16 protein-coding genes and 1 pseudogene are annotated in these 22786 nt (G+C 51.3%); 13 read left to right on the top strand and 4 right to left on the bottom strand.

Features of this window, described 5'->3' with window-relative positions; all coding sequences use genetic code 11:
- Window positions 1-28 precede the first annotated feature (28 nt).
- Entirely contained in the window at window positions 29-3055 is a 3027-nt protein-coding gene (locus tag L1278_RS08980; RefSeq protein WP_253403030.1) for an amidohydrolase family protein, read from the bottom strand.
- 233 nt (window positions 3056-3288) lie between these two features.
- Here L1278_RS08980 and L1278_RS08975 point away from each other — a divergent pair, with 233 nt between their 5' ends.
- From L1278_RS08975 to L1278_RS08920, 12 genes and pseudogenes are all read left to right on the top strand, one after another.
- The gene (locus L1278_RS08975) at window positions 3289-4422 is read left to right on the top strand and encodes a BamA/TamA family outer membrane protein (protein ID WP_253403028.1); all 1134 of its coding nucleotides are present in this window, start codon (window positions 3289-3291) and stop codon (window positions 4420-4422) included.
- A 701-nt stretch (window positions 4423-5123) separates the two neighbouring features.
- Window positions 5124-6272: a BamA/TamA family outer membrane protein gene (locus L1278_RS08970; protein ID WP_253403026.1), complete on the top strand. Its 1149-nt coding sequence runs from the start codon at window positions 5124-5126 to the stop codon at window positions 6270-6272.
- Window positions 6273-6395: 123 nt separating this feature from the next.
- Complete coding sequence (locus tag L1278_RS08965; protein WP_253403024.1) at window positions 6396-7346, top strand: YeiH family protein; 951 nt, start codon at window positions 6396-6398, stop codon at window positions 7344-7346.
- A gap of 118 nt (window positions 7347-7464) precedes the next feature.
- The gene (locus tag L1278_RS08960; RefSeq protein WP_253403022.1) at window positions 7465-8970 is read left to right on the top strand and encodes a catalase; all 1506 of its coding nucleotides are present in this window, start codon (window positions 7465-7467) and stop codon (window positions 8968-8970) included.
- A gap of 255 nt (window positions 8971-9225) precedes the next feature.
- Entirely contained in the window at window positions 9226-9543 is a 318-nt protein-coding gene (locus L1278_RS08955) for a helix-turn-helix transcriptional regulator (RefSeq protein WP_253403020.1), read from the top strand.
- 122 nt (window positions 9544-9665) lie between these two features.
- Window positions 9666-10061 carry a rhodanese-like domain-containing protein gene (locus L1278_RS08950; RefSeq protein WP_253403018.1) on the top strand — a complete coding sequence of 132 codons (396 nt, stop codon included), beginning with the start codon at window positions 9666-9668 and terminating at the stop codon, window positions 10059-10061.
- A gap of 156 nt (window positions 10062-10217) precedes the next feature.
- The gene (locus L1278_RS08945) at window positions 10218-10556 is read left to right on the top strand and encodes a hypothetical protein (RefSeq protein WP_253403017.1); all 339 of its coding nucleotides are present in this window, start codon (window positions 10218-10220) and stop codon (window positions 10554-10556) included.
- A 133-nt stretch (window positions 10557-10689) separates the two neighbouring features.
- A complete protein-coding gene (locus L1278_RS08940) occupies window positions 10690-11919 on the top strand; it encodes an exonuclease SbcCD subunit D C-terminal domain-containing protein (RefSeq protein WP_253403014.1) in 1230 nt (409 codons plus the stop codon).
- Window positions 11920-12043: 124 nt separating this feature from the next.
- A complete protein-coding gene (locus tag L1278_RS08935; protein ID WP_253403012.1) occupies window positions 12044-13027 on the top strand; it encodes a hypothetical protein in 984 nt (327 codons plus the stop codon).
- Window positions 13028-13076: 49 nt separating this feature from the next.
- Window positions 13077-16727: an AAA family ATPase gene (locus L1278_RS08930; protein ID WP_253403011.1), complete on the top strand. Its 3651-nt coding sequence runs from the start codon at window positions 13077-13079 to the stop codon at window positions 16725-16727.
- A gap of 225 nt (window positions 16728-16952) precedes the next feature.
- Window positions 16953-18992, top strand: coding sequence for a tetratricopeptide repeat protein (locus L1278_RS08925; protein WP_253403009.1), 2040 nt, complete (start codon window positions 16953-16955; stop codon window positions 18990-18992).
- Between the two features lie 121 nt (window positions 18993-19113).
- Window positions 19114-19683: pseudogene (locus L1278_RS08920) on the top strand (thermonuclease family protein); the annotation flags it as partial.
- Here the strand turns inward: L1278_RS08920 and mprA are convergent.
- Complete coding sequence (gene mprA, locus L1278_RS19640; RefSeq protein WP_371927346.1) at window positions 19623-19781, bottom strand: MprA protease, GlyGly-CTERM protein-sorting domain-containing form; 159 nt, start codon at window positions 19779-19781, stop codon at window positions 19623-19625. The pseudogene L1278_RS08920 and the gene mprA overlap by 61 nt on opposite strands.
- A 211-nt stretch (window positions 19782-19992) precedes the next feature.
- Between mprA and L1278_RS08915 the strand changes: the two genes are divergently transcribed.
- The gene (locus L1278_RS08915) at window positions 19993-20388 is read left to right on the top strand and encodes a hypothetical protein (RefSeq protein ID WP_253403006.1); all 396 of its coding nucleotides are present in this window, start codon (window positions 19993-19995) and stop codon (window positions 20386-20388) included.
- 76 nt (window positions 20389-20464) lie between these two features.
- On the opposite strand, the gene L1278_RS08910 is transcribed toward L1278_RS08915, so the two are convergent.
- Together L1278_RS08910 and L1278_RS08905 are read right to left on the bottom strand one after the other, a co-directional pair.
- A complete protein-coding gene (locus L1278_RS08910; protein WP_253403004.1) occupies window positions 20465-21310 on the bottom strand; it encodes a universal stress protein in 846 nt (281 codons plus the stop codon).
- Window positions 21311-21633: 323 nt separating this feature from the next.
- On the bottom strand, window positions 21634-22701 hold the full coding sequence (locus L1278_RS08905; protein ID WP_253403002.1) for a DUF6687 family protein: 1068 nt from the start codon (window positions 22699-22701) through the stop codon (window positions 21634-21636).
- Between the last annotated feature and the right edge of the window lie 85 nt (window positions 22702-22786).

Raw genomic sequence — 22786 nt, 5'->3', positions numbered from 1 at the left:
CAATTTAGCCATTTTACAATTTAACAATTTAGTAAGCCATGTAGTCCTCTTCCGCGTGGTGCTCTACGTCCTCGCAGTGTACCACAGAGGCGCGACGCATTGGCGGGCCCTGTGTTCTGGCACCAGTTGTTTTGGCCTGCAGCATCTTTTGCACGAGGCGCATGCGCTCCTTCTCCAGTTCGGTACGCATTTGCGTGTCACGCTCCAGGTCGTAGTAAGCGATGCCGTCCACAAATGTTTTCTCAGCACGGGCGTAGATCGAAAGCGGGTGGTTGTTCCATAGCACTACGTCGGCGTCTTTGCCTACTTTAATGCTACCCATGCGGTCGTCCAGGTGCAGGAGTTTAGCTGGGTTCAGGGTCACCATTTTCAGGGCATCCTCTTCGCTCACCCCGGCATACTTCACGCTTTTGGCAGCTTCCTGGTTCAGGCGACGGGCCATTTCAGCATCATCAGAGTTGATAGCTGTGGTCACGCCAAGGTGATGCATAATACCGGCGTTCTGCGGGATGGCGTCTTTCACCTCCATCTTATAAGCCCACCAGTCAGCGAAGGTAGAACCGCCGGCACCGTGGTCGCGCATTTTGTCAGCTACTTTATACCCTTCCAGGATGTGGGTAAAGGTATTCACTTTGAAGCCCATCTGGTCGGCAACTTTGATCATCATGTTGATCTCTGACTGCACGTAAGAGTGGCACGTAATATGGCGCTTGCCATTCAGAATTTCTACCAGGGTCTCTAGTTCGATGTCGCGGCGTGGCTCACCGGCAGCAGCTTTCTGCTTCTTCGACATTTTGTTGTAGTTCTTCCAGGCCTGCTCGTACTCTTTGGCACGCTGGAAAGCATCTACGTATACCTGCTCCACACCCATTCTTGTTTGCGGGAAGCGCACGTTGTGTGCAGGAGCGCGGTTGGAATGCTTCACGTTTTCACCCAAAGCAAATTTGATAAAGCCGTCGGCATTTTCCACAAACAGTTCGTCCGGGCTCTTGCCCCAACGCAGCTTAATGAGAGCTGACTGACCACCGATCGGGTTGGCAGAGCCGTGCAGCAATTGCGAAGTGGTCACGCCACCAGCCAACTGACGGTAGATGTTCGGATCTTCATGGTTCAGCACGTCCATCATGCGTACTTCGGCGGTTACGGCCTGCGTACCTTCGTTCACACCCTGCAGCGCAATGTGCGAGTGCTCGTCGATGATACCGGCTGTTACGTGCTTGCCTGTTCCGTCAATTACGCGGGCGCCCGACTCGGTCAGGTTTTTGCCTACTTTTGCGATCTTGCCATTTTTCAGCACCATGTCGGTATTCTGCAGTACGCCTTCTTTCTCGTTCGTCCATACCGTAGCATTTTTGATCAGCACCGTCTCCTGTTTTGGCAACTCAGCCTGTCCGAAGGCCTGGAACGGATAGATCATGTTACCCAGTTCAATTGCCTGCTTTTCTTTGGCCGCGTCTTTCTTAGCTTTCTCAGTCATGGCTTCGGAGAACTTTGCGTTCCATTTCACCAATGTTGCGTCCGGCAGCTGGCCTTCGCCCTGCAGGTTCTTGTCTGCGTACCAACCGCTCAAACGGATGGCTTCTTTGCTTTTCTTGTCTTTGTTGAATGACAGCGTTACCAGGTTGCCGCTAACAGTGATCTTGCCTGTCACGGTGTCCTGACCAATTACTTTCAACTCCGGTTTTTCAGGTGTGCCGGCAATCTGGAGTTTGCGCTCCGGCTGCTGCCCGATCTTCAGGGTATAGATGCCACGGTAATCGGCGGGTACCTCGGTGATCTTGTACTGATTGCCCTGCACCCAGTTCTCCAGGATCACATTGTCCTCGGCAAACAGGTTGCCGCTTGTGATGATGAAGTTGGCCAGTTTGCCTTTATCAAGGCTACCTACGTGCTTGTCGGCTTTCAGAAGTTGAGCCGGCGTAGCAGTTAGTGCTTTCAGGGCTTCCTCTTCTGACAGGCCATACTCAATGGCTTTGCGCAGGTTTGGCAAAAAGTCTTTTTTGTCTTTAAGGTCGGCGGTAGTGAAGGCGAACGGTATACCTGCCTTTTGCAAAGCTGCCGGGTTGGACGGGGCCATTTCCCAATGCTTCATCGCATCAAGTGGCACACGACGGGCATCATAAGGATCCTCCACGTTGTAAGCCTCCGGAAAATTCAATGGAACGATGATCGGGGCATTGGTCGCCTTAATCTCTTTGATCATCTGGTACTCGTCGCCACCACCTTTGATGATGTATTGCTTCCTGAACTCGTCGCCTACCTTGTCGGCACGCAGCATGTTCAGTTTACTGTTCGCTTCGAATATCTGTGGATAGTTGTTAGCACCTGTAAAAGCGGCCAGCGAGATGTTCTGCTCACGACCCGGGTTCATGTTGTTCCATTGCGCATCCAGGTATGTCTGGCGCAACAGGGCGATAGATCCCATCAGGGAATTGGGGTAATCCTGCGGCGAAGAACCTTTTTCGAACGAAAGCGCAGCGGCTGCCTTATCCAGCAGGATCACTTCGTTCTCGCGCTTATCAGCCAATGTTACCAGTGTGGCCGTACCGCGGGCAATACCGTCGCGGTGCACTGCCAACACAGTACCGAAGCCCAGTTTGCGCAGTTCCTCTGCCTGTTTTTTGTCTACTTTAAAAAGCTCTACCGCGTTGGTTTCTGGACGAATGGCCTGGTTCCAGTTGTAGGCACCCTGCTTGGTAGACTCCTCTTGCGGTGGTGCTGTCCAGTTGCGGCGGGCTGGCTGCACTTCCGGCAAACCGTAGCTGGTGAACATATCTACCAGGCCCGGGTAGATGTGCTTGCCCTTGGCATCCACTACGATAGCGCCGGCAGGCACTTGTACTTTGGTGCCCACAGCCTCTACCTTCCCGTTACGGATCAGGAGGGTAGCGTTTTCAATTTTGGTTTTGTAATCGGTGTGGATGGTGGCGTTGGTGAGAGCTACCAGTCCGGTGCGCTCATCATATACGCCATTGCGCGGAAAGGTCTCCTGCGCCATCGCACTGCCTGCTGCTCCCAGGGCGAGACAAGCTGCAATGGTTAAGATTTTTCTCATTGTTCTGTGAAGGTGAAGAAGAGGTTAGTTTAGGTTTAGAACACAATATAGACATCTTCACTTTAAAATTCCTTGTAAAACTTCATAAAATATTCAGGATCAACCTCCATATACTTTATCTAATATAGAAACTTCCATAATCTACAAATGCAGCACCCCGGTATAGACCAGAAATGCTGCTTTACGTATGTACTCCTGATATTTTAAGAACCCGTTCCAGAAACAACGTTTGCATGCGCTTATACCTATACCTCACCTATCTGCTACTAGCATTACTCTTTTTAAAATCTGCCCCAGTGCTGGCGCAGGAACAAACCGTAGAAGACAAAACAGTTGATCCGCCTAAGCCGGACATGCGCAGCGTAAAAGGGCTTATACCTGCGCCCGTCCTCTACTATACCCCCGACACCAAATTAGGCTTTGGTGCCTCATTGCTGGGTTACTTCCGCCTTCGCAGCTATACCGACACCACCTATACCCGCCTCTCGCTGGCCCGCCTGGTGGTGGACTATACCCTGAACAAGCAAACCGACCAATGGCTGTACTGGAATATTTTTACCCGCGAGGAGCGTCTGATGCTGCGTGGCGAGCTGCGGCACCGCATTTATACCGACCGCTTCTACGGCCTCGGCAACGATAGCCGAAAAGACGACCGTGAGATCTATGACTATGACATGGTTTCAGCGAAAATTGCAGTGCTCAAAAACGTGGGCTTCCGCAGCTTCCTAGGGCCGGACATTCAGTTTACGGAGTATTATAATGTAAAACTGGAGGAAGACAGTCAGTTGCTCTCGCAGCAGCTACCCGGCTACAGAAAAGGGCGCAATGTGGGTCTGGGCGCTATTTTCCTGATCGACCACCGCAACAACACCGCCTATCCGAGCAAAGGTTTTTACCTGGAGCTATCGGGTTACCATTTCGGCAAGACTTTCGGCAGCGACTTCCGCTACAATAACCTCAACTTCGAATTCAACCGCTATTATGGCCTGGGCAATGACCGCGTGCTGGCTACCAACACCATGCTCCGGCTAAACGAGGGCGAAGTGCCGGTACAGCGCCTGGCCACCGCTGGCGGCGACAAGATACTGCGCGGCTACGCCCGTAACCGCTTCCACGACGACCACTTTGCCGGCACACAGGCGGAGTATCGTTTCCCGCTGTTCTGGCGTCTGGGTGGAGCGGCCTTTGCAGGTATAGGCGATGTGTTCGACAAACCAAAAGACATAAGTTTTTCGACAGTGAAGTACTCCGTAGGCACCGGCCTGCGCTACGCCATCCGCCCCGATCAGAAACTCAACTCGAGGCTGGATATAGGCTATGGCCGCGAAGGATTCAATATTTATCTGATGATCGGGGAAGCGTTTTAAATATTAGTGTTGGTAAGAGTTATGCACGATTAACATCCCCCTGCCCCCTTCAAAGGGGGAGTTTTCCGCACTGCCAGTTCTCAGGTATAGCTTCGTAGTTGATGCAGTTCCTTTGCTATACCAGGTCCAACCACCCCTACCCCCTCCTTATCCAAGGAGGGGAGTTTGAGTTACTACCAGTTCAAGGTATAAGCGTTGTAGCACAGACTCCTGGTAGGTATAGAAAAAGTAACTTGCCCCTTGAGCTATGAAACAGACAACTTTTCCAAGTGCACCTAAATGACTAACCACTGTTTGAGCGTTCAGCGAGTTTGGGGAGTCTTGACTTTTTTGCCTACTTTGGGGGAAGGGGCCCTCGATTTGTGTCAAGACAAAAAGTAGGTGCCCGCCGCACAGGCGAAGCAATGAAACGAAACTAGTTGCTATACCTGCAAAAGCCGCCGCTACGCCAGTTAAAAACTGGCCCCATGCAAAACCACATTTCCGCTATACCTATACCTATACCCGGGCCAGAGGCCCCACGATAGCAGACACGAGCGTGGACGCTCGCGCCATGAAGCTATACCTGCCAGCAAGACAAAAAAATCCCCTCACTACTAGCAAAAATCACTTAAACTTCCCTACATTTCTACTGGAAAAGTCCTGCTTTATACCTGTTATAACACAGAACCCACCCCCTCACCTTATACCTTATCAGTTTTATGAAACGACATGCACTTGCCAGCTGCTTGCTGGGATTCTGTTTGCTGCTGGGCACGCCTACCCAAGTGCTGGCGCAGGACCAACAGGCTGATGCTATACCCGACACGACTCCGCCTAAAGCTGAGAAAACACGCGGCCTGATTCCGATTCCGGTACTATACTATACCCCCGACACGAAGCTCGGATTTGGGGCAGCGCTGCTTGGTTTCTTCAAACTGAAAAACAGCGAAGGCGAGGACTATACCCGTCTCTCCACCATGCGGCTGATCGTGGATTATACCTTGCGCAAGCAAACCGACCAACTCTTGGATTGGGCCATTTTTACGCGCGATGAAAAATTCCTGCTGCGTGGCGAGCTGCGCCACCGGGTATATACCGACCGATTTTATGGTATCGGCAACGACACGCCGCTTTCTGATGAGGAAATCTATGAATACGATTATGTGAGCGCCCGATTGGCTGCTTTGAGAAAGGTAGGAACACGCACTTTCCTGGGACCTGACTTTCAGATCGCGAACTACTACGACCTCCAACTCAACCCGATTAACGAAGACAGAGAGAGCCAGCTGCTTACCCAGCAGATTCCGGGCTACCAGGGTGGACTGAACAGCGGCCTGGGTCTTGTTTTCCTGCTCGACAGCCGGGACAATGTGGCCTTTGCCAGTAGCGGCACTTACCTCGAAATGTCCGGCTACCGCTTTGGCAGCACGTTCGGTGGAGACTTTGGCTACAACAATTTCAACCTCGACTTCCGGAAGTATTTCCAGCTGAAACCGAACCACATTCTGGCGCATAACACAAGCTTTAACCTCAACAACGGCGATATACCTGTGATGCGCATGGCCATGGCCGGGGGCGACCGCATATTGCGCGGCTATGCCAAAAACCGCTTTCTGGAAGACAACTTTGCAGGCACGCAGCTGGAGTACCGCTTCCCGCTGTTCTGGCGCTTTGGCATGGCGGCTTTTGCAGGTATAGGCGATGTGTTCGACAAACCAAAATACGTGCATTTCTCTACGCTCAAATACTCCGTCGGAACTGGATTGCGCTACGCCCTGAACCCCGAGCAAAAACTCAACATTCGGGCAGATATCGGGTATGGGCGCGAAGGAGTGAATTTTTATGTGATGATCGGAGAGGCTTTTTAACGCGGCTATACCTGCTGCAAGGTCTTACAAATTCTTTATCTGCCTGAATGCGACAAAAGTCACATATCTAAAGTAATAAAGAAGCGTAAATTTGTCAGCGATCAGCCAAACGCCACCCGAAGCATGTCCAAACTTTTTCCGCTCTCATCTCCCCTATTCCAGAAAACGATCTTCATAGCCTTTGTTCTTCTGATTCTGTTCACATCGTTGCTCAATTCAGCCATGGCTCTGGCGGCCGGATTAGTTGTCGGGCTGCTGTTGGGTAATCCGTTTAAGGCGCGTACCGGCAAAATTTCGAAATACCTGTTACAGGCGGCGGTGGTAGGCCTGGGCTTCGGCATAGACCTGTATCAGGTGGCTGAAACCGGACTGATGGGTATTGTCTATACCTTAGTTTCGCTGGCCGCTACCATGCTGATCGGCCTGTTACTGGGCAAGCTGTTCTATACCCCTCCGCGCCTCACGCACCTGGTTTCGTCGGGCACGGCTATCTGCGGAGGCAGCGCCATTGCAGCGGTGGCGCCGGCCATCAAGGCAAACGATCAGGAAATTTCTGTAGCGCTCGGTATTGTGTTTGTTTTGAATGCGGTAGCGCTTTTCATTTTTCCACCCATCGGAAATGCCCTCGGACTTTCCCAGGAGCAGTTTGGCACCTGGGCGGCCATTGCTATACATGATACCAGTTCGGTAGTAGGCGCCGCCACCCGCTACGGCGACGAAGCCCTGCGAATTGCGACCACGCTTAAACTCACCCGCGCACTTTGGATCGTGCCGCTGGTGCTGGTTTCCGGTTTAATGTTCAAAGACGGAAAAAAGAAACTGAGCATACCGACCTTCATTCTGCTTTTCGTATTGGCCTCGGTCATCAGCACATTTATACCTGCTGTTGAGGTGGTTTCTCCCACCATTGTGCTACTAGCCAAAAAAGGACTTTTGCTCAGCCTTTTCCTGATCGGTGCCAACATTAGCCTTAGTGCCTTGAAAGCAATCAGCGCGAAACCTTTCTGGCAGGGCGTTATTTTGTGGCTGATCATTTCGGTAGTTTCACTGGCCGTAATCTACGGTCTGGGTTAACCTTGCCATGTTATAAACGAAAACTATCGCATCATAAAATCAATCGATTTGATCTATATATCATAGGGCTATACTTTTGAGGCAACAATTCAGCAGAAACCTCAAAACCCTTCGCTATATGAACACCGAGAACCCAAATCAGAAACTGACTACTGCCTCCGGCAAACCATATTACGAGCACGAAAACAGCATGACCGCCGGTCCACGCGGCCCGATCCTGCTCGAAGACTATATCCTGCACGAAAAACTGGCGCACTTCAACCGTGAGCGTACCCCGGAGCGCGTGGTACATGCCAAAGGCACCGGCGCATACGGCACCTTTACCGTTACCCACGATATCACCAGGTATACCAAAGCCAGATTGTTCAGCGAGATAGGCAAAGAAACCCGCGTGTTCCTGCGCTTCTCTACTGTTGGCGGCGAAAAAGGCAGTGCAGACTCTGAGCGCGATCCGCGTGGTTTTGCCGTAAAGTTTTATACCGAAGAAGGTAACTGGGATCTGGTGGGCAACAACACGCCGGTGTTCTTCATCAAGGACCCGAAAAAATTCCCTGACTTTATTCATACCCAGAAACGCGATCCGCGCACCAACACCAAAAGCGCAACCATGGTATGGGATTTCTGGTCACTGAACCCGGAAAGTTTGCACCAGGTAATGATTTTGATGAGCGACCGTGGCACGCCGTTTTCTTACCGCCACATGCATGGTTTTGGTAGCCATACCTTCTCTTTTATTAACCACGAAAACGAGCGCTACTTCGTAAAATTCCATTTCAAGACACTGCAAGGCATCCAGAATTTCACAGATTCAGAAGCCACCGTGATGAAAGGTATGGACCCGGACCACGCGCAGCGCGATTTGGTAGAAGCCATCGATAGAGGCGACTTCCCACGCTGGGCTCTGAAAGTACAGATCATGCCGGAAGCCGAGGCAGCAAACTACAAGTGGAATCCATTTGACCTGACCAAGGTATGGTCGCAGAAAGACTATCCGCTGATTGATGTGGGCGTGCTGGAGCTGAACGAAGTTCCGGACAACTACTTTGCGCACGTGGAGCAGGCAGCTTTTGCACCGGCCCACCTCGTGGATGGCATCGGCTTCTCGCCGGACCGCATGCTGCAGGGCCGCATCCTGTCGTACCCGGATGCGCAGCGCTACCGCATCGGGGCAAATTACGAGCAGATTCCGGTAAACCGTTGCCCGTTTGCAGTGAACAACTACCAACGCGACGGTGCCATGCGGGTGGATGGCAATGGCGGCAGCGCACCAAATTATTTCCCGAACTCTTTCGACAACATCAAAGCAGACGAAACTTACAAAGAGCCTGCTCAAAACCTGGGCAGCAACGTGGTAGCCGACTGGTACGACCGTAACGCCGAAGGCGAGAACGACCACTATACCCAGCCGGGTGACCTGTTCCGTTTGATGACGCCGGAGGAGAAGAAAAACACCATCAGTAATATCGTGGGAGCCATGCAAGGTATAGACGGACCGAAGCGGGCAGAGATTATAAACCGTCAACTGTGTCACTTCTTCCGCGCCGATATCGGTCTCGGACTAGGTATAGCGCAAGGCCTGGGCGTTGATGTAAGCGCCCACACAGGCGGTGTGCAAGCCCACTAAGATGACACCATAATTTTGTGCTATGGAAAAGCCGGCCCCGTGCCGGCTTTTCCTGTTTCAGGAAACCTGATTAAATCTATACCCGCCTCACATACTTACCAGGTCACGCATATACTTTTTCCGCTATACCTGACCCGTTTCGATATACCTGTGCTACAGCCAACTTCACCGGAACCTAAAGCGGTTTAAAATTGTATTAAAATTTATACATGAATAAATGATCATGTATTGTAATTACCTATTATTCGAACTCCCATGACCGACCTGAAAGTAAGGGTAGAAAAGAAAAAGCTGGAACGAACGGCCTATGTGCTCAAATGCGTGGCGCATCCGGTGCGCATCAGCATCATTGATCTGCTGGAGCAGGAAGACCAACTCACCGTGAGTCAGTTACAGGAAGTGCTGGAAATCGAACAGTCGCTCCTCTCGCATCACCTCACCAACATGCGCGACAAAGGTCTGGTGGAAACCCGCCGACAGGGGAAAAATGTATTTTATTTTCTCACTGACTCCAGCATCTCTGACATCATTGATTGCATCAAAGGCTGCAAACCTGTACAAGAAGCTGGTTAGAATGCATAGTAAAATGAAATTATTTTCATATACTTACTTTTTGAATCGAACTCTGGAAAGAGCCGGCGCACCAAAAAATGCTTGCTTACGTTTACAATAACATAGGTTAACCCGAATTCTCCATGAAACTATTCCTAATCACCATAATGGCAGCTAGCCTGATGAGCTGCACCAGCCCACAGCAAGGCGACGCAAAAGTCAAAACTATTTCTGCCACCGAATACAAAGCCCACCATGAAAAGATCGACAACCAAGAAGTTATGCTGGTTGATGTGCGCACTCCTACTGAGTTTGAAGCGGGACACCTCGAAAACACCCAGCACGCCGACTTCCTGAGCGGCCAGTTTGAAAAAGAAATGCAGACTTGGGACAAAAACAAAACCTACTACCTGTACTGCGCCAGCGGAAACCGAAGCGGCAAAGCAGCCAAACTGATGGAAGAAGCCGGCTTTAAAAACGTTTATAACATCGGTGGGTATCAAGACCTTAAATCAGCTGGTCTTCCGGTGAAAGAATAATAGTTAAAATTGGTACGCAGCGTGACTGTCAACTAGTATTTTCACGTACCTTTACATGATTTATCTGTTATCATGTTGTTAAAACATTCCTCTTTTCAAACTATATACTCTTCGGATTTCTACAAAATAGAAGTTGATAAGAAGAATGATTTATTGATGGCTGAGTGGCTGCGGGGAGTAACTCAAAGCGAAATGATTACGGGCGGCACCAAGCTCTATGAAGCACTTCGTGATACAGGCATCACCAGGGCAGTAGCCAACGCAGAACGGCTGACTTTGCTGGACACCTCTACCAAAGACTGGATGTCGACAAGTTTCTATGAACTGCTCTCCCAGACTTCACTTCATAAATTGGCCAGAATATTACCAAGCAGCCTTTTCTCCAAAATAGCCCTCGAGGCAGTCGCCACCCGCGCAGAAGCACAAAACATCAACCGGTTTTTATTCAAAAATTTCTCCAACCAAAAGGATGCCCTGATCTGGATTAATCAGTAAGCTACCAAACCCTGTATACCTCCATTTATATAGCAAAAGCGCTATACCTGATCCGGAAAAATTTATATCACAAACTTGCAGTATAGGTATACCTTAATGTAACTTGTGGTGCAAAGGAGAAAGGAACAGGGATATGCGCATACTACACACTTCAGACTGGCACCTCGGCCAGCGACTCGTCAACCTCGAACGAACCGAAGAACACCAGCATTTCCTGGATTGGCTCCTGCAAACCATTGAAACCGAAAAGATTGAGGTGCTTCTGATGGCCGGCGACGTCTTCGACACCGGCGCTCCCTCCAACACGGCCCTCAAACAATATTATACCTTCCTGACTAGGGTATGCGCTACCTGTTGCCGCCACATTATCATCACAGGCGGTAACCACGACTCGGTTTCTACGCTCAACGCACCCAAAGAGCTCCTCGACTGCTTTAACATAAAAGTGATAGGCGGCGCTACCGGAGAATTGCTGGACGAGCTGATCGAACTGCGGGATGAAAACGGTCAGTTGGAGCTGGTGGTTTGCGCCGTGCCTTTCCTGCGCGACCGCGACATACGCCTTTCTATACCTGGCGAAAGCTACGAAGAGCGCGAGCAGCGCATCAAACAAGGTATAGCCGCACACTACGCCGCTTTTGTGCCGCACCTGCAACCCTACAAAACACAAGGTATACCGGTGGTGGCCATGGGCCATTTGTTTGCCGCCGGCGGCTCCGCTTCCGACAGCGAAAAGGAAATACACGTGGGCAACCTCGGTCAGATCGGGGCCGATCAATTTCCTAAAGAGTTCGACTATGTGGCGCTCGGTCACCTGCACCGTCCCCAGCAGGTCAACAAGGCGCATCACATCCGCTACTCCGGCTCCCCTATTCCGCTCAGCTTCAGTGAGGTTGCTGATAAGAAAGTAGTCTATGTGCTGGATTTCGAGAACGGAAAACTCACGGATCTGAAGGAGATCGCTATACCTGTCTGCCGCAAACTGGTGCGCTTTAAGGGCGAACTCGAGGAGGTGAAGCAGAAGATCGCCGTTTACGATAACAGCAGCTATACCTTGCCGGCCTGGGCCGAGCTGCAGGTAGAACTTGATACCCCTATACCTGACCTGAACCAGCAGCTGGACGAAATCCTGAAACTGAAAAGCGACGAACTGCAATTGCTGATCCACCGTCCGCCCATCCTCAGAACAGCCCGAAGAACCCTGGAGCAGGAAGTGCGCGAAGAAGTGGACCTCCATACCCTGAGTGAGAAAGACGTGTTCCTGAAACGCTGCGAAAGCGCCTTCCCGGAAAGCGACCATACGGAGTTGCGCCATACCTTCGCGGAGTTGTTGGAGTTGATGCGGCAGGAGGAAAATTGCTGATTTCGACACGCTCCGCAGCATTAAGTACATCGAAATTTATAAGCTAAGCTGCTGCACAAAAATTGAGAAGCGAAAATGTTTTTAGTTTCTCACTTACGGAAAGAATCAAGAGGATAGTATTGCGATGAATAAAGAGTTCAGCACCAGGTTTAACTATAAATTATTTCTACTATCACTACTACTAGCTCCACTACTGTTTGTCGCAGGTATGGGCTTGCTCAAATTAATCAAAGACATATATGCCGGTAGAGCGATTGATGATCTTGGCTTTACGCTTGTATTTCCTCTCGTAGTTATCGCCTTTGTTATCTACTCTATTTACTTCTATTGGAGTAAGTCACCAAAAATCAAAATTAACCCAGAAGCCATTAAGATTGGAAATGAAGTAATAAGGATCCAGGAAATTGAATCAATACAAATTTATAGTCACAGCAATAGCTTTTTCCTGTTCGTTCCCTATACCTATGCCGAGGTTAGCTCCATCAAATTGAAAAATGGAGTGGAATACAAGCTTTTTGTAGAGCATTATAGTAACGGCAGCAGATTGAGGGTATGTCTTAATGAGCTTGATAAATACCTTAGGGGCGAAAGAAATGTATTTGAAATCCCGGAGTCAACTAAAACGACTATTCTTCAGAGATACGATTTAGAGAACTTTATCACATTCAAAAACTCTCCACTCAAGTCTTTTATGAATTGTGGTTATCTAAGTGTCGTTATCTTTTGTCTCTTGATGATAATATCAGGAGGTATACCTTGGGCTATTAATCCATTGGCAGGAACTGGTATACTGATCTTGCTTTGCAGTATGTTCTACTTCGCACTTGTATGGCAGAATCATTACTTCATGGTTTCGGATAATTTTCTACTTGTAAAAAATGATTTTTTCCCCTGGAGAAAAAAAGCATTCCATTTAACTGGAATAGACACTGTTTCTTCCCAGCTGTTGCCGAAACAGGAAACCTCTTTAAAAATCATAACCACAGATTACAGGATATATCGATACCAGTCTAGTCTTCTGGATGATAAACAATTTCTGAGTCTGATAAGAAAGATCAGGAACAACAAAAGGTCTCTTTTAAAAAGAAAACCAAGCCTGGCATTTTAGACGAAGAAGCAGCACCATTATCCCTATACAAGCTTAAACTTTTCACCCCATGAAAATCCTCGCCGTACGCTTCCTGAACCTCAACTCACTGAAAGGTGAGCACGAGATCCGCTTCGACCAGAGTCCGCTGGCTGATGCGGGGCTGTTTGCCATTACCGGCCCGACGGGCGCGGGTAAGACTACGATACTGGATGCGATCACGGTGGGGCTATACGGACAAGCGCACCGGCATAACAACGAGCGCCCGCTGGAGTTGATGACCCGCCACACGGCAGAGTGTTACGCTGAGGTGGAGTTTGAGGCGGGTGGCAAGGTATACCGCTCGAAGTGGCACCTGCGCCGCAGCCGGGGCAAAGCCGATGGCAAGATACAGCCCGTGCACATGGAGCTGTACGACTTTGATAAAGACGAACTGCTGGACCTGAAACCTAGCGAAGTACCTGCTATGGTGGCCGAGATCTGCGGACTTGACTACAGCCAGTTCCTGCGTTCTGTGATGCTCTCGCAGGGCGACTTTGCCCGCTTTCTCAAGGCAAATCCGACCGAGCGAAGCAGTTTGTTGGAGAAGATCACCAATACAGGCATTTATTCGGACATCTCGAAGTTCGCGTTTGAGAAAGCCAAGCAGGAGCGACTGAGATACGAAAGCCTGGAGCAACTGCTCCTGAACACGCAACTATTGCCCGAAGAGCAGCGTGCGGCCTACGAAGCCAGCATACAGGAGCTGACAACACAGGAAGCTGCCCTGCAGCAAGACCTGACCACACTGCAGGCGAAGGTGCAGTGGCTTCAGCAAGTGGCGCAATTGCAAACACGGCAGCAACAACACGAGCAGGCTCTCGGGGTGCAGGAGCAGAAACTACAGCAACTGCAGCCTGACTTCGTGAAACTTGCCCAACACCAGCAGGCCCATCAGTTTGTGGGCGAACTGGCCGAGATCCGGAGCGCCAATAGCAAGGTGCTTGAAGTACAGGAGCAGCTGCAAACCCTGCAAAAACGAGTGCCCACCCTGGAGACCGAACTGGAAGCCGCCGGGAAAATCGCACTGGAAGCCACCGAAGCGTTTCAGCAGCAGGAAGAGGCCATTCAGAAACTGGACCCTATTCTGACGCAGGTAGTCCGGCTTGATCACCAGCTTAATAGCGTACGCGAGTCTTATACCAAAAACAAAAATTCCTATATCGCTTTTGATGAACAGCTGAAGCAGGAACAGTTACAATTGCAGGCCAAGCAAGCCGAATTAGAAAAGCTGACGCATGAAAAGAGCAGAATAGAAAACTGGCTGGAACAAAATGCGAAGTTGCAGGACTTGAGGGATCATCTGCCAGAGTTCAAAGCTGTGCTGCGCGACCTGCAGGAAGTGGAGCAGCGCATCCGCCGCCATCAACAGGAGCAACAGGAACTGACGCAACAGCGGAACCAGGAGGCCAGTCAGCTTACAGCACTGCAGGAGCAGCAGACAAAGCAGCAGGCGCTACATGAGCAACAGCAGCAGCAGAAAGCCGAAAAGCTAGCTGCCCTGCAAGGTATACTGGCCGATAAAAACATGGAGGAGTTGGAGCAGACAGCACAGGCGCAGCCAGCCCTGCTGGCCCGCTATGAGCGTCTGCATGAACTGGCGCAGCAACATAACGCACAACTGCAAAAACTCCAACTCTCGGACAATCGCCTGACACTGCTGAAGCAGCAATTCCAGGAAACAGATACGACGCTTCAGGAAAATAAAAACAGGTATAGCCTGGCCAGCGAACACCTGATGGCACTCCAGAAACTCGTGCAATTGCAGCAGCAGATTCAGCAGTACGAGGAGGCACGCCATACCTTGTCGCAGGACGAGCCCTGCCCGCTTTGCGGCTCCACCCACCACCCTTTTGCGGAGAACGGCTATACCTTCGATCTGCCCGAGGAAGTGCAGAAGCGTGACAAGCAGCAGGAACTGGTAAAAGAATTGGAGCAGCACCTGCAGCAACTACAGGTACAACGCAACTCCCTGGAACAAAAACAGCAGCTGGAGCAAACAGCCAAAACGGATGCTGAGTCGGAACTGCAGCGACTACGCCATACCTTTGCACAGGTGTCAGCAGGATTGCCCCAGCAAACAGGTATAGACAAACTGGAACAGCTGGCTCAGCTACTCCAGCAGCAGCAGGAAACAGCCACGGCCTTGCAGCAGCAACTGGCGCAGGCCCGGGCATTTAGCCGTGAACTGGAAGGTATAAACCAGCAGCTGCAGCAGCTCCGTGAAGCACAGGTGCGTGCCCAGTCGACTTTTAACCAGTTACAGGCCTCCGACAAACTGCTGCAAACCCAGCTCCAGAAACTACAGACAAGTCTGGCGGACGAGCAGGAGCAACAGCAGGCGCATACCGAAACCACCGAATCCTTTGCCGCTACATTCGGCTTGCAGTACAAAGCTGAAGAGCGCCACAATCTGGTGCAAACCTTAGATCAGCAGGCCATTTCCTATACCCAAAAGCAACAGGCGCTGGAAGGTATGCGGGAGAAATACATTGAATTGCAGCAGTTGGTAAAAAACCTGAAAGACAACCAGGACCAGAAGCAGAAAGAACTGGATGCCCGAAAGCTGGCGTTGAAAGAAGAGCATGAACAACTGACAGAACTCAAAACACAGCGCTATGCCTTGTTTGGTGACAAAAACCCGGATCAGGAGCGCAAGCTGGCCAGTGAGGAACTAAGTGCCAGGGCCAGGTATGCCGAAGAAGCCCGTCGTCACCAACTGCAAAAACAGCAGGAGTTACAGGAAGCCCGTAGCCGCCAGAAAGAATGTCAGCAAAACCACCAACAGAATACCTCGGTGCTGGAAGCGCTACGACAAGGCCTGCTCCATGTGCTGCACCAGAAAGGCATTGAAACCATAGAGGCACTGAGCCAAATGCTGCTGCACCGCGACGAAGCCGACCGGCTGGCCAACCAAAAAGCACAAACCGAGAAGCACCTGACCGAACTCCGCAAAAGCCTAAGCGATGTGCAACAGGAACTGGCAGAAATGGAACAAAAACAGCTGACCGACGAAGGTATAGCGACTCTGCAAGAGCAGCAACAACAGAAAACAGCACTGCAGCGGGAGCTGATCTCGCAGCGGGCACGTCACCAGCAACTACTTGAGCAGGATACCCGACAGCGCGAAAAAAACAGAGAACTGGCTGGACAGCTGAAGACGCAGCAGCAGGTATGCCACCGCTGGAGCCAACTCGCTGACCTGATCGGGTCTTCAGACGGATCGAAGTTCAGTCGTTTTGCGCAGGGGCTCACCCTGGCACGGCTCGTGGAACTGGCCAACCGCCACCTGCTCAAACTCAACGATCGCTACCGCATCCTCAAGTCGCCGGACGAGGACCTGGCCTTGCAGATTGTCGACACCTACCAGGCAGAAGCGGTGCGCCCGATGAACACGTTGTCCGGAGGCGAGAGTTTCCTGGTGAGCCTGGCTTTGGCCCTGGGCCTTTCGGACCTGGCTGGCCGCCGCACCCAGATCAACTCGCTCTTCATCGACGAGGGCTTTGGCACCCTAGATGCGGACACGCTGGAAGCCGCCATCTCAACACTGGACAATCTGCATGCCGCCGGCAAAACGATCGGGATCATATCGCACGTGGATGCACTGAAGGAGCGTATCAGCACCCAGATTGTGGTAACCAAAAAGCCCGGCGGAGTAAGCTCCATTCGCGTTGTGGCGTGATTCTGCCGATAATTTTCTTTTCCATAACATAGGACTACACCTGCACGAATCGGGCAGGTGTAGTCCTCCTGTGCTAAGTAAGAGCGTTTAGTTTGAAATTAAATTGCACTTTTTCAAGCAGCCTTTATATTCACAAATTCAGGTTGGCATTATTAACCATTAAATTCTTATATTGCTTCCTCCTAATAAATCAATTACGGTAATTCTAACTGTAGAGAGGTACTTATGCTTCTACTATTCCTGACTCGTATTTTCCTACTTATCAGCCTGACGCAGCCGCAGCAAAAAATCCTGATCCAGGATTTGAAAACTGAATTGGACCGGACGGAGGATATAACCCGGAAGGTAGAGTTGTACTGTGAACTGAGCAAGGCACACAACAGCATCAATCCGAAAACCACTATTGCGTATGGCAACAAGGCGGTTGCATTGGCACAGAAGGCGGGTAACGACAAATTACTGGCCCTGGCCTACAATGAGACCGGCTCCGGTCACTACCTGCTCGGCGATATCGACAAGGCTGTTCAGTTTTACTATATGGCGCTCCGCATCCGCGAGAAGCTGGGCGATCCTTCTGACCTGAGTGCCACCTACAACAACATCGGCAATGTGTACGCCGACCAACGCAACCACAAAGAGGCGCTGCCGCTTTACAAAAAGTCACTCTCACTTGCCACCACGGCACAGGATACCCTACGCATGAGCAGCGCCTTGAGCAACATTGGCGGCGTATACCTGGACCAGGGCAAGTTTGACCTGGCACTGGTTTATTACCGGGAGGCACTGCCAATTCAGGAAAAGCTGAACGACAAACAGGGAATCCTGATCTCGCTGATCAATATCGGAGATGCCTATAACGGCAAAAACGACTTCCAGACCGCCCTCTCCTACCTGAATAAAGCTCACCTGATTGCCAATGACCTGGGCAGTCAGCATGATGAGGTATATGTGTTGCGCGGCAAAGCCGAGTCATACCTGAAAGCCGGCAACTTCGAGAAAGCCCTCGATAACGCGTTGGCCAGCATGGAACTTGCCAAAGCATACGAAGGCAAGTATGTACTTCGGGAGAATGCTGCCATCCTGGACCGCATCTACGCTGCCATGGGCAACTTTGAGTTGGCCCACCACTACCTGACACTGCACACGGCCTACAACGACAGCCTGCACAACGAACGGGCTGCCGATCGCATTGCGCAGGAACGTGTGAAGTACGAAACAGCCCAGAAAGACAAGGAAAACCTATTGCTCCGCGCGGAACAGGAACTGAACCTGCGCAAACTCGAGCAACGCAGCATTGTGCAATATTTCACGATTGCGCTGCTGTTACTGGTATGTGCCATGGCCTATGTGTTCTTCAGAGGACGACAGCACCAAAGCCGCATCAACAAGCTGCTCACCCAGAAGAACGAGCTGATTATGCATAAGAACCAGGCGCTGAACCAGCACCAGAAAGCCCTGACGGAACAGGCCCAGCAGCTCAACATACAGAAAGAGAAACTCACGCAGCTCAACACCATCAAAGACAAGCTCTTCTCCGTCATCGCCCACGACCTGCGTGGTCCGTTGGTAGCGCTCAAAGGACTGCTACATGTGATGGCCATGGGCAAAGTGCCGGCCGACAAACAGGAAGGACTCTTTAACAGCTTAGTGAAAGGACAGCAGAACGTGCTCTGGATGCTCGACAACCTCTTCGACTGGGCCAGGGCGCAAATGGAGGGTTTCGAGGCCGACCCGAAACCGCTGCCACTCCGCGAATTGGCTGACGAGAACATCCGCTTGCTGCAGCCAGTGGCCAGCAGCAAAGAGGTGGTGCTGGATAACAGGATAGATCCGAGCCTGACAGGCTGTGCCGACAAGGAAATGATCCGACTGGTACTCCGCAACCTGATCTCCAACGGCATCAAATTCTGCAAGGCCGGCGATACAGTAACGCTTTCAGCCAGACTGCAGGATGACCACGTGCTGGTCTCGGTAAAAGACACCGGTATAGGCATGACCCCAGAGGTGCAACAGAAGCTTTTTGGAGCCAGCAGTTACTCCAGCAGGGGTACCGCCAACGAAAAGGGCAGCGGTCTGGGCCTGGCACTCTGCAAAGACTTCGTAGAGCACAACGGTGGCGCGATTTGGGTGGAAAGTGTACCAGGCATGGGTAGCACGTTTATGTTCACACTCCCGTGCTCCGTTAAGAAAGAAGAAAAAGGGGAAGATGCTCCTACGGTACAGGAAAAAGAAGAAAAAGCAGCAGAACAGTTGCAATTAGCTTAACGCTTTATAAGAAATATAAAAATGGCTGCCTCTGAAAAGGGGCAGCCATTTTTATTGAAGGCTTCCATAAAAACAAATAGTTCTACTTGTTGTAAAAGGAGAATAGCAGCACCTTTGCCACATGAATAAGTCCATCCTATACCTACTCGTATTTGCCAGCCTTCTGGCTGCGCCTGCCTGTAAGCAGGACAATGAAAAAGCACAGGAGGAATTCCGCCAGCGCCGCGGTGCTGTGGAGCAAAACACAACCGAAGCCACTGCGACACAGGAAGACCCTACCAGGCCAGATGTAGTCCCCCGGGATAAAACGGAGATGGTACATGAAACGGAAGCTCCGACGGTGCCTGGCGACCGGGTGGTGGGTGTAAAAGACGGCGACACCTTTGAGCTGCTGCGCAATGGGCAGACCATTACGGTACGCCTTTTGGGCGTCGATACACCTGAGAAGAACCAGGCCTTCGGCCAGCGGGCCAAGCAATTCGCCTCTGACCTGGCCTTTGGCAAAAATGTGCGCCTGATCGAAAACAACAAAGACCGCTACGGCCGCACGGTGGGCACGATCATATTGCCCGATGGCCGCAGCCTGAACGAAGAACTGGTGCGCGAAGGCTTTGCCTGGCACTACACGGCCTACTCCAAAGACAAAACGCTGGCTAACCTGGAAGCTGATGCGCGCCGCTTTAAACGAGGCCTGTGGCAGGACCCGAACCCAGTAGCTCCCTGGGATTTCCGCAAACAGAAACCTGCTCCCGTAGACAACAGCAAAGCCCCTGTGCCTGCCGGCGCCACCAAACGCCAGGTATACCTCTGCGACAGCTCCGGCTCGGCCGTATACCATTACAGCACCAATTGCTCCGTATTGAAGCGCTGCAAAGAGCAGATCATCACGGTTACAGAAGCTGAGGCGATCCGCCAACACAACAGACGGGCTGACAAAACTTGCAGCCCTAAATAATTCCGCCTATTTTAGGTATAGCATTCTATTCAATCAGACACTGATATGTTCAAAAAGACCCTGGCAGGTATGTGTGTCCTGCTCATCTCGCTGGCTGCCTGCCAGTCACCAGACGACGCGAAAGCAGAGCAAACTAACGTGCAAGAGACAAGCGCAACTGCTGACACAACGAAGCGGGAGCCCCGTCCCAAGCCCGAGTATTACTCCTTTAAGGGGCTGGAGAAAAAGCGGGTGTACATCTGCATGGACCCAAGCGAAGATATTTTTCACCAGAAACACGATTGCCCGGTGCTAATCAGCTGCGCGAGCACTTTCCGCAACCTGTCGCTGCCGCGTGCTGTGGAGGCTTTCGGCCGTTACAACTGCGAAACCTGCAGCGCCGACCTGGCTTATGTTTTTGACGAAGATGCCGTGCGCATGGAAACAGGGCTTGGCAACTAATACTAATCTGACTTCAGAATAAAAAAAGCGGCAGCCTCCTAAGGAAGCTGCCGCTTTTTTTATGAATGTTCTATCCTTACTTTCTGCCTTTCAACACCAGCAAAGGCACTTCGGCCTGGTAGGTCATTTTTTCGGCCAGGCTCTGCGAGAAGAGCTCCCGCAGGAAACCTTTTTCACGTCGCAGGATCGCCACCATATCGCCGCCTGATGCGGTGTAGTATTCTTTTATACCGTCGGTGCGGTGTTTGCTCACCACTTCCTCAAAATGGATGGGAGCACCCGGGAAGGCCTGTGCCATTTCCTGCATAATACTCTCTTTCTTGTCGCTCGTGCGTCCTGCTTTGTTCACGTGCACCACGTCTACGGTGGCTCCGAACATGGCTGCAAAGTCCAGCACTTCGCGTAAGGTAGCTATGTCATCGGCGGCATAGTCCGAAGCATAGATGATCTTCTCGATGCGCGGATGAGTGGCTGTGGAAGGTATAGACAATACCGGGCATTTCACCTGCTCCATCACTGCCTCAGCGTTGCTTCCGATCAGCAATTCCTCAAGCGCGTTGCCGCCACCCGTGGTACCCATCACGATCAGGTCGTACCCGACAGTCTTGGTCAGGTGTTCGGCTATGTCAGTTAGCAGGGCCTCTTTGATGATATAGTCGCAGGTAAACCCCCCACCCCGGTTTGCGCCGTGGCGCTCCTCAATTTCGCGACAGAGATTTACTAGTCTTTCTTCAGCATCCCGCATCTGCTCACCCAACAGCTCGCTGGCCACCAGGGCAGTTTCAGAGGTATCGACGATGGGCAGGTGCACCACATGCAGCAGGGAGAGGTGGCTTCCTGACTGCCGGGCAATGAGCACAGCATATTCCAGCGCTTTGTTAGCTGTTTTAGAAAAGTCGGTGGGGCAAAGGATTTTTTTCATGTTATTTGGTGGTTGGGTAGGCGTCTATATCAAAGATTCACTATGTATACGTGCTGAAGCAAAAATGCGCTTTAATCTGGCCAATAAAAATGACCTGAGTCATCTCAGGCAAATTCTGTGCGCTTGCTTCTACCTGACCCGAAGGCGCTTTGTTAGATGCTTATGGTAAGAGCTCCTGACAAGTGGAACTTGAGTCAAAAAATAAAATCATCTGAGCGCGCAGACAGGCTTCTGGCTGAACATAGTTTAGGTAATAGCACATCTAAAGAAACCTTTCGTCCTTCGTCAACAATAGCCTCTGCCCGAAAATACAGTAGCCTTGACTATCTGCCAATCTCTTTGTTTAGCCCCTTCACTTCTTCCCAGGTCCAGAAGCGCTTCGGGGCTATACCTGCGTACTTTTCCCGGAAGTAGTCCACAACTAGTTGCTTCATTTCATCGGCAGGAATAGACGAGGTATAAATCTCACGGGTGGTCGGGTGGTCGTAGCGCTCCGTACGCGAGAGGTCCTTTCCTTCTAGGCGCAGCAGTGGGCCAGTTTCGGTAAAATTGTCCGCCGTCCAGGTATAGCCGGAGGTTTCCAGGGCATTTAGTTGCTGTGCCAATGGCTTCAGGCTGATGCGTGGCAGCGTAGGCCTGGAAGCAAAATCCACCCAGGTGGTATACTTATACTCCAGTTCGTAGCGATTGCCTTCGTAGCAGCTCAGCACGATGTCGAAGCCGATGGTGCGGCTGAACAAGGCATAGTAGTGGACCGGTTTCTGGGTATTGATTACGATAAGGCCCAGGTCGGGAAATCGCTGCAGTTTGGTGTCGGGCTTGTACATGTCGCGGTAGCCGATCAGTACGTCGGCCACTTCCTCTTCCCAAACAGGCTTTTCCCAGTCAGGGTCCTGGAGCACGCGGCCGAACTCGCGCAGGAAATACCTGAATTTATCGACGCAGCGTTTCGCTTCTTTCTCTTCGGATTCGTCAGCCGCAAAAGGGGCGTAGAACATATCGCGCTCGCGGGTGTTGAGCCAGCAGACCAGTTTCAGCGCCTCCCCTGCCAGCGGATGATTCAAGTCCAGTTCGCGAAAGTCGCCAATGTGGGCCATCAGGCGCAGCAGCTCTTCATTCTCCAGTGCCAGTTCCGGGTTCAGCAAACTCCAAACACCCACAAACCCATCGATGTCGAAATGATTGGCGGTGACGTAAGGCAGCTCCAAACCCGGCAGATTGAGCCGGAGCGCATGCAGCACCATGGCAGCGCTGGTATCGTCGCGCACTTCATCCGGTGTGGGAGCGCCGCGCCAGTGTGAAAGCACCAGTCCGTTGGGGTGCATGCTGTCCACGATGATGGCCTTTTTCTCTTTTACGTCGGCAAAAGGTATAAACTGTCGCTTTATCATGCCTTAAATATAGCTAAATCTGAAGTCATCCCTTAAATTCGGGTGTTCTTAACAACATACCAGGTGTAACAGGTATCGGAACATC

This window comes from Pontibacter sp. HSC-36F09 (assembly GCF_024171605.1).
Classification (GTDB): Bacteria; Bacteroidota; Bacteroidia; order Cytophagales; family Hymenobacteraceae; genus Pontibacter.
Note: the sequence above shows the minus strand (reverse complement) of the source record. Positions and strands in the feature narration are given on the sequence as shown.

Excerpts from the sequence above, each read along its gene's own strand:
- L1278_RS08925 (WP_253403009.1), top strand. The coding sequence starts at position 16,953 with ATGCTTCTACTATTCCTGACTCGTATTTTCCTACTTATCAGCCTGACG.
- L1278_RS08905 (WP_253403002.1), bottom strand. The coding sequence starts at position 22,701 with ATGATAAAGCGACAGTTTATACCTTTTGCCGACGTAAAAGAGAAAAAG.
- L1278_RS08950 (WP_253403018.1), top strand. The coding sequence starts at position 9,666 with ATGAAACTATTCCTAATCACCATAATGGCAGCTAGCCTGATGAGCTGC.
- L1278_RS08915 (WP_253403006.1), top strand. The coding sequence starts at position 19,993 with ATGTTCAAAAAGACCCTGGCAGGTATGTGTGTCCTGCTCATCTCGCTG.
- L1278_RS08930 (WP_253403011.1), top strand. The coding sequence starts at position 13,077 with ATGAAAATCCTCGCCGTACGCTTCCTGAACCTCAACTCACTGAAAGGT.
- L1278_RS08980 (WP_253403030.1), bottom strand. The coding sequence starts at position 3,055 with ATGAGAAAAATCTTAACCATTGCAGCTTGTCTCGCCCTGGGAGCAGCA.
- L1278_RS08935 (WP_253403012.1), top strand. The coding sequence starts at position 12,044 with ATGAATAAAGAGTTCAGCACCAGGTTTAACTATAAATTATTTCTACTA.
- L1278_RS08970 (WP_253403026.1), top strand. The coding sequence starts at position 5,124 with ATGAAACGACATGCACTTGCCAGCTGCTTGCTGGGATTCTGTTTGCTG.
- L1278_RS08945 (WP_253403017.1), top strand. The coding sequence starts at position 10,218 with ATGGCTGAGTGGCTGCGGGGAGTAACTCAAAGCGAAATGATTACGGGC.
- L1278_RS08955 (WP_253403020.1), top strand. The coding sequence starts at position 9,226 with ATGACCGACCTGAAAGTAAGGGTAGAAAAGAAAAAGCTGGAACGAACG.
- L1278_RS08960 (WP_253403022.1), top strand. The coding sequence starts at position 7,465 with ATGAACACCGAGAACCCAAATCAGAAACTGACTACTGCCTCCGGCAAA.
- L1278_RS08975 (WP_253403028.1), top strand. The coding sequence starts at position 3,289 with ATGCGCTTATACCTATACCTCACCTATCTGCTACTAGCATTACTCTTT.
- L1278_RS08910 (WP_253403004.1), bottom strand. The coding sequence starts at position 21,310 with ATGAAAAAAATCCTTTGCCCCACCGACTTTTCTAAAACAGCTAACAAA.
- L1278_RS08965 (WP_253403024.1), top strand. The coding sequence starts at position 6,396 with ATGTCCAAACTTTTTCCGCTCTCATCTCCCCTATTCCAGAAAACGATC.
- L1278_RS08940 (WP_253403014.1), top strand. The coding sequence starts at position 10,690 with ATGCGCATACTACACACTTCAGACTGGCACCTCGGCCAGCGACTCGTC.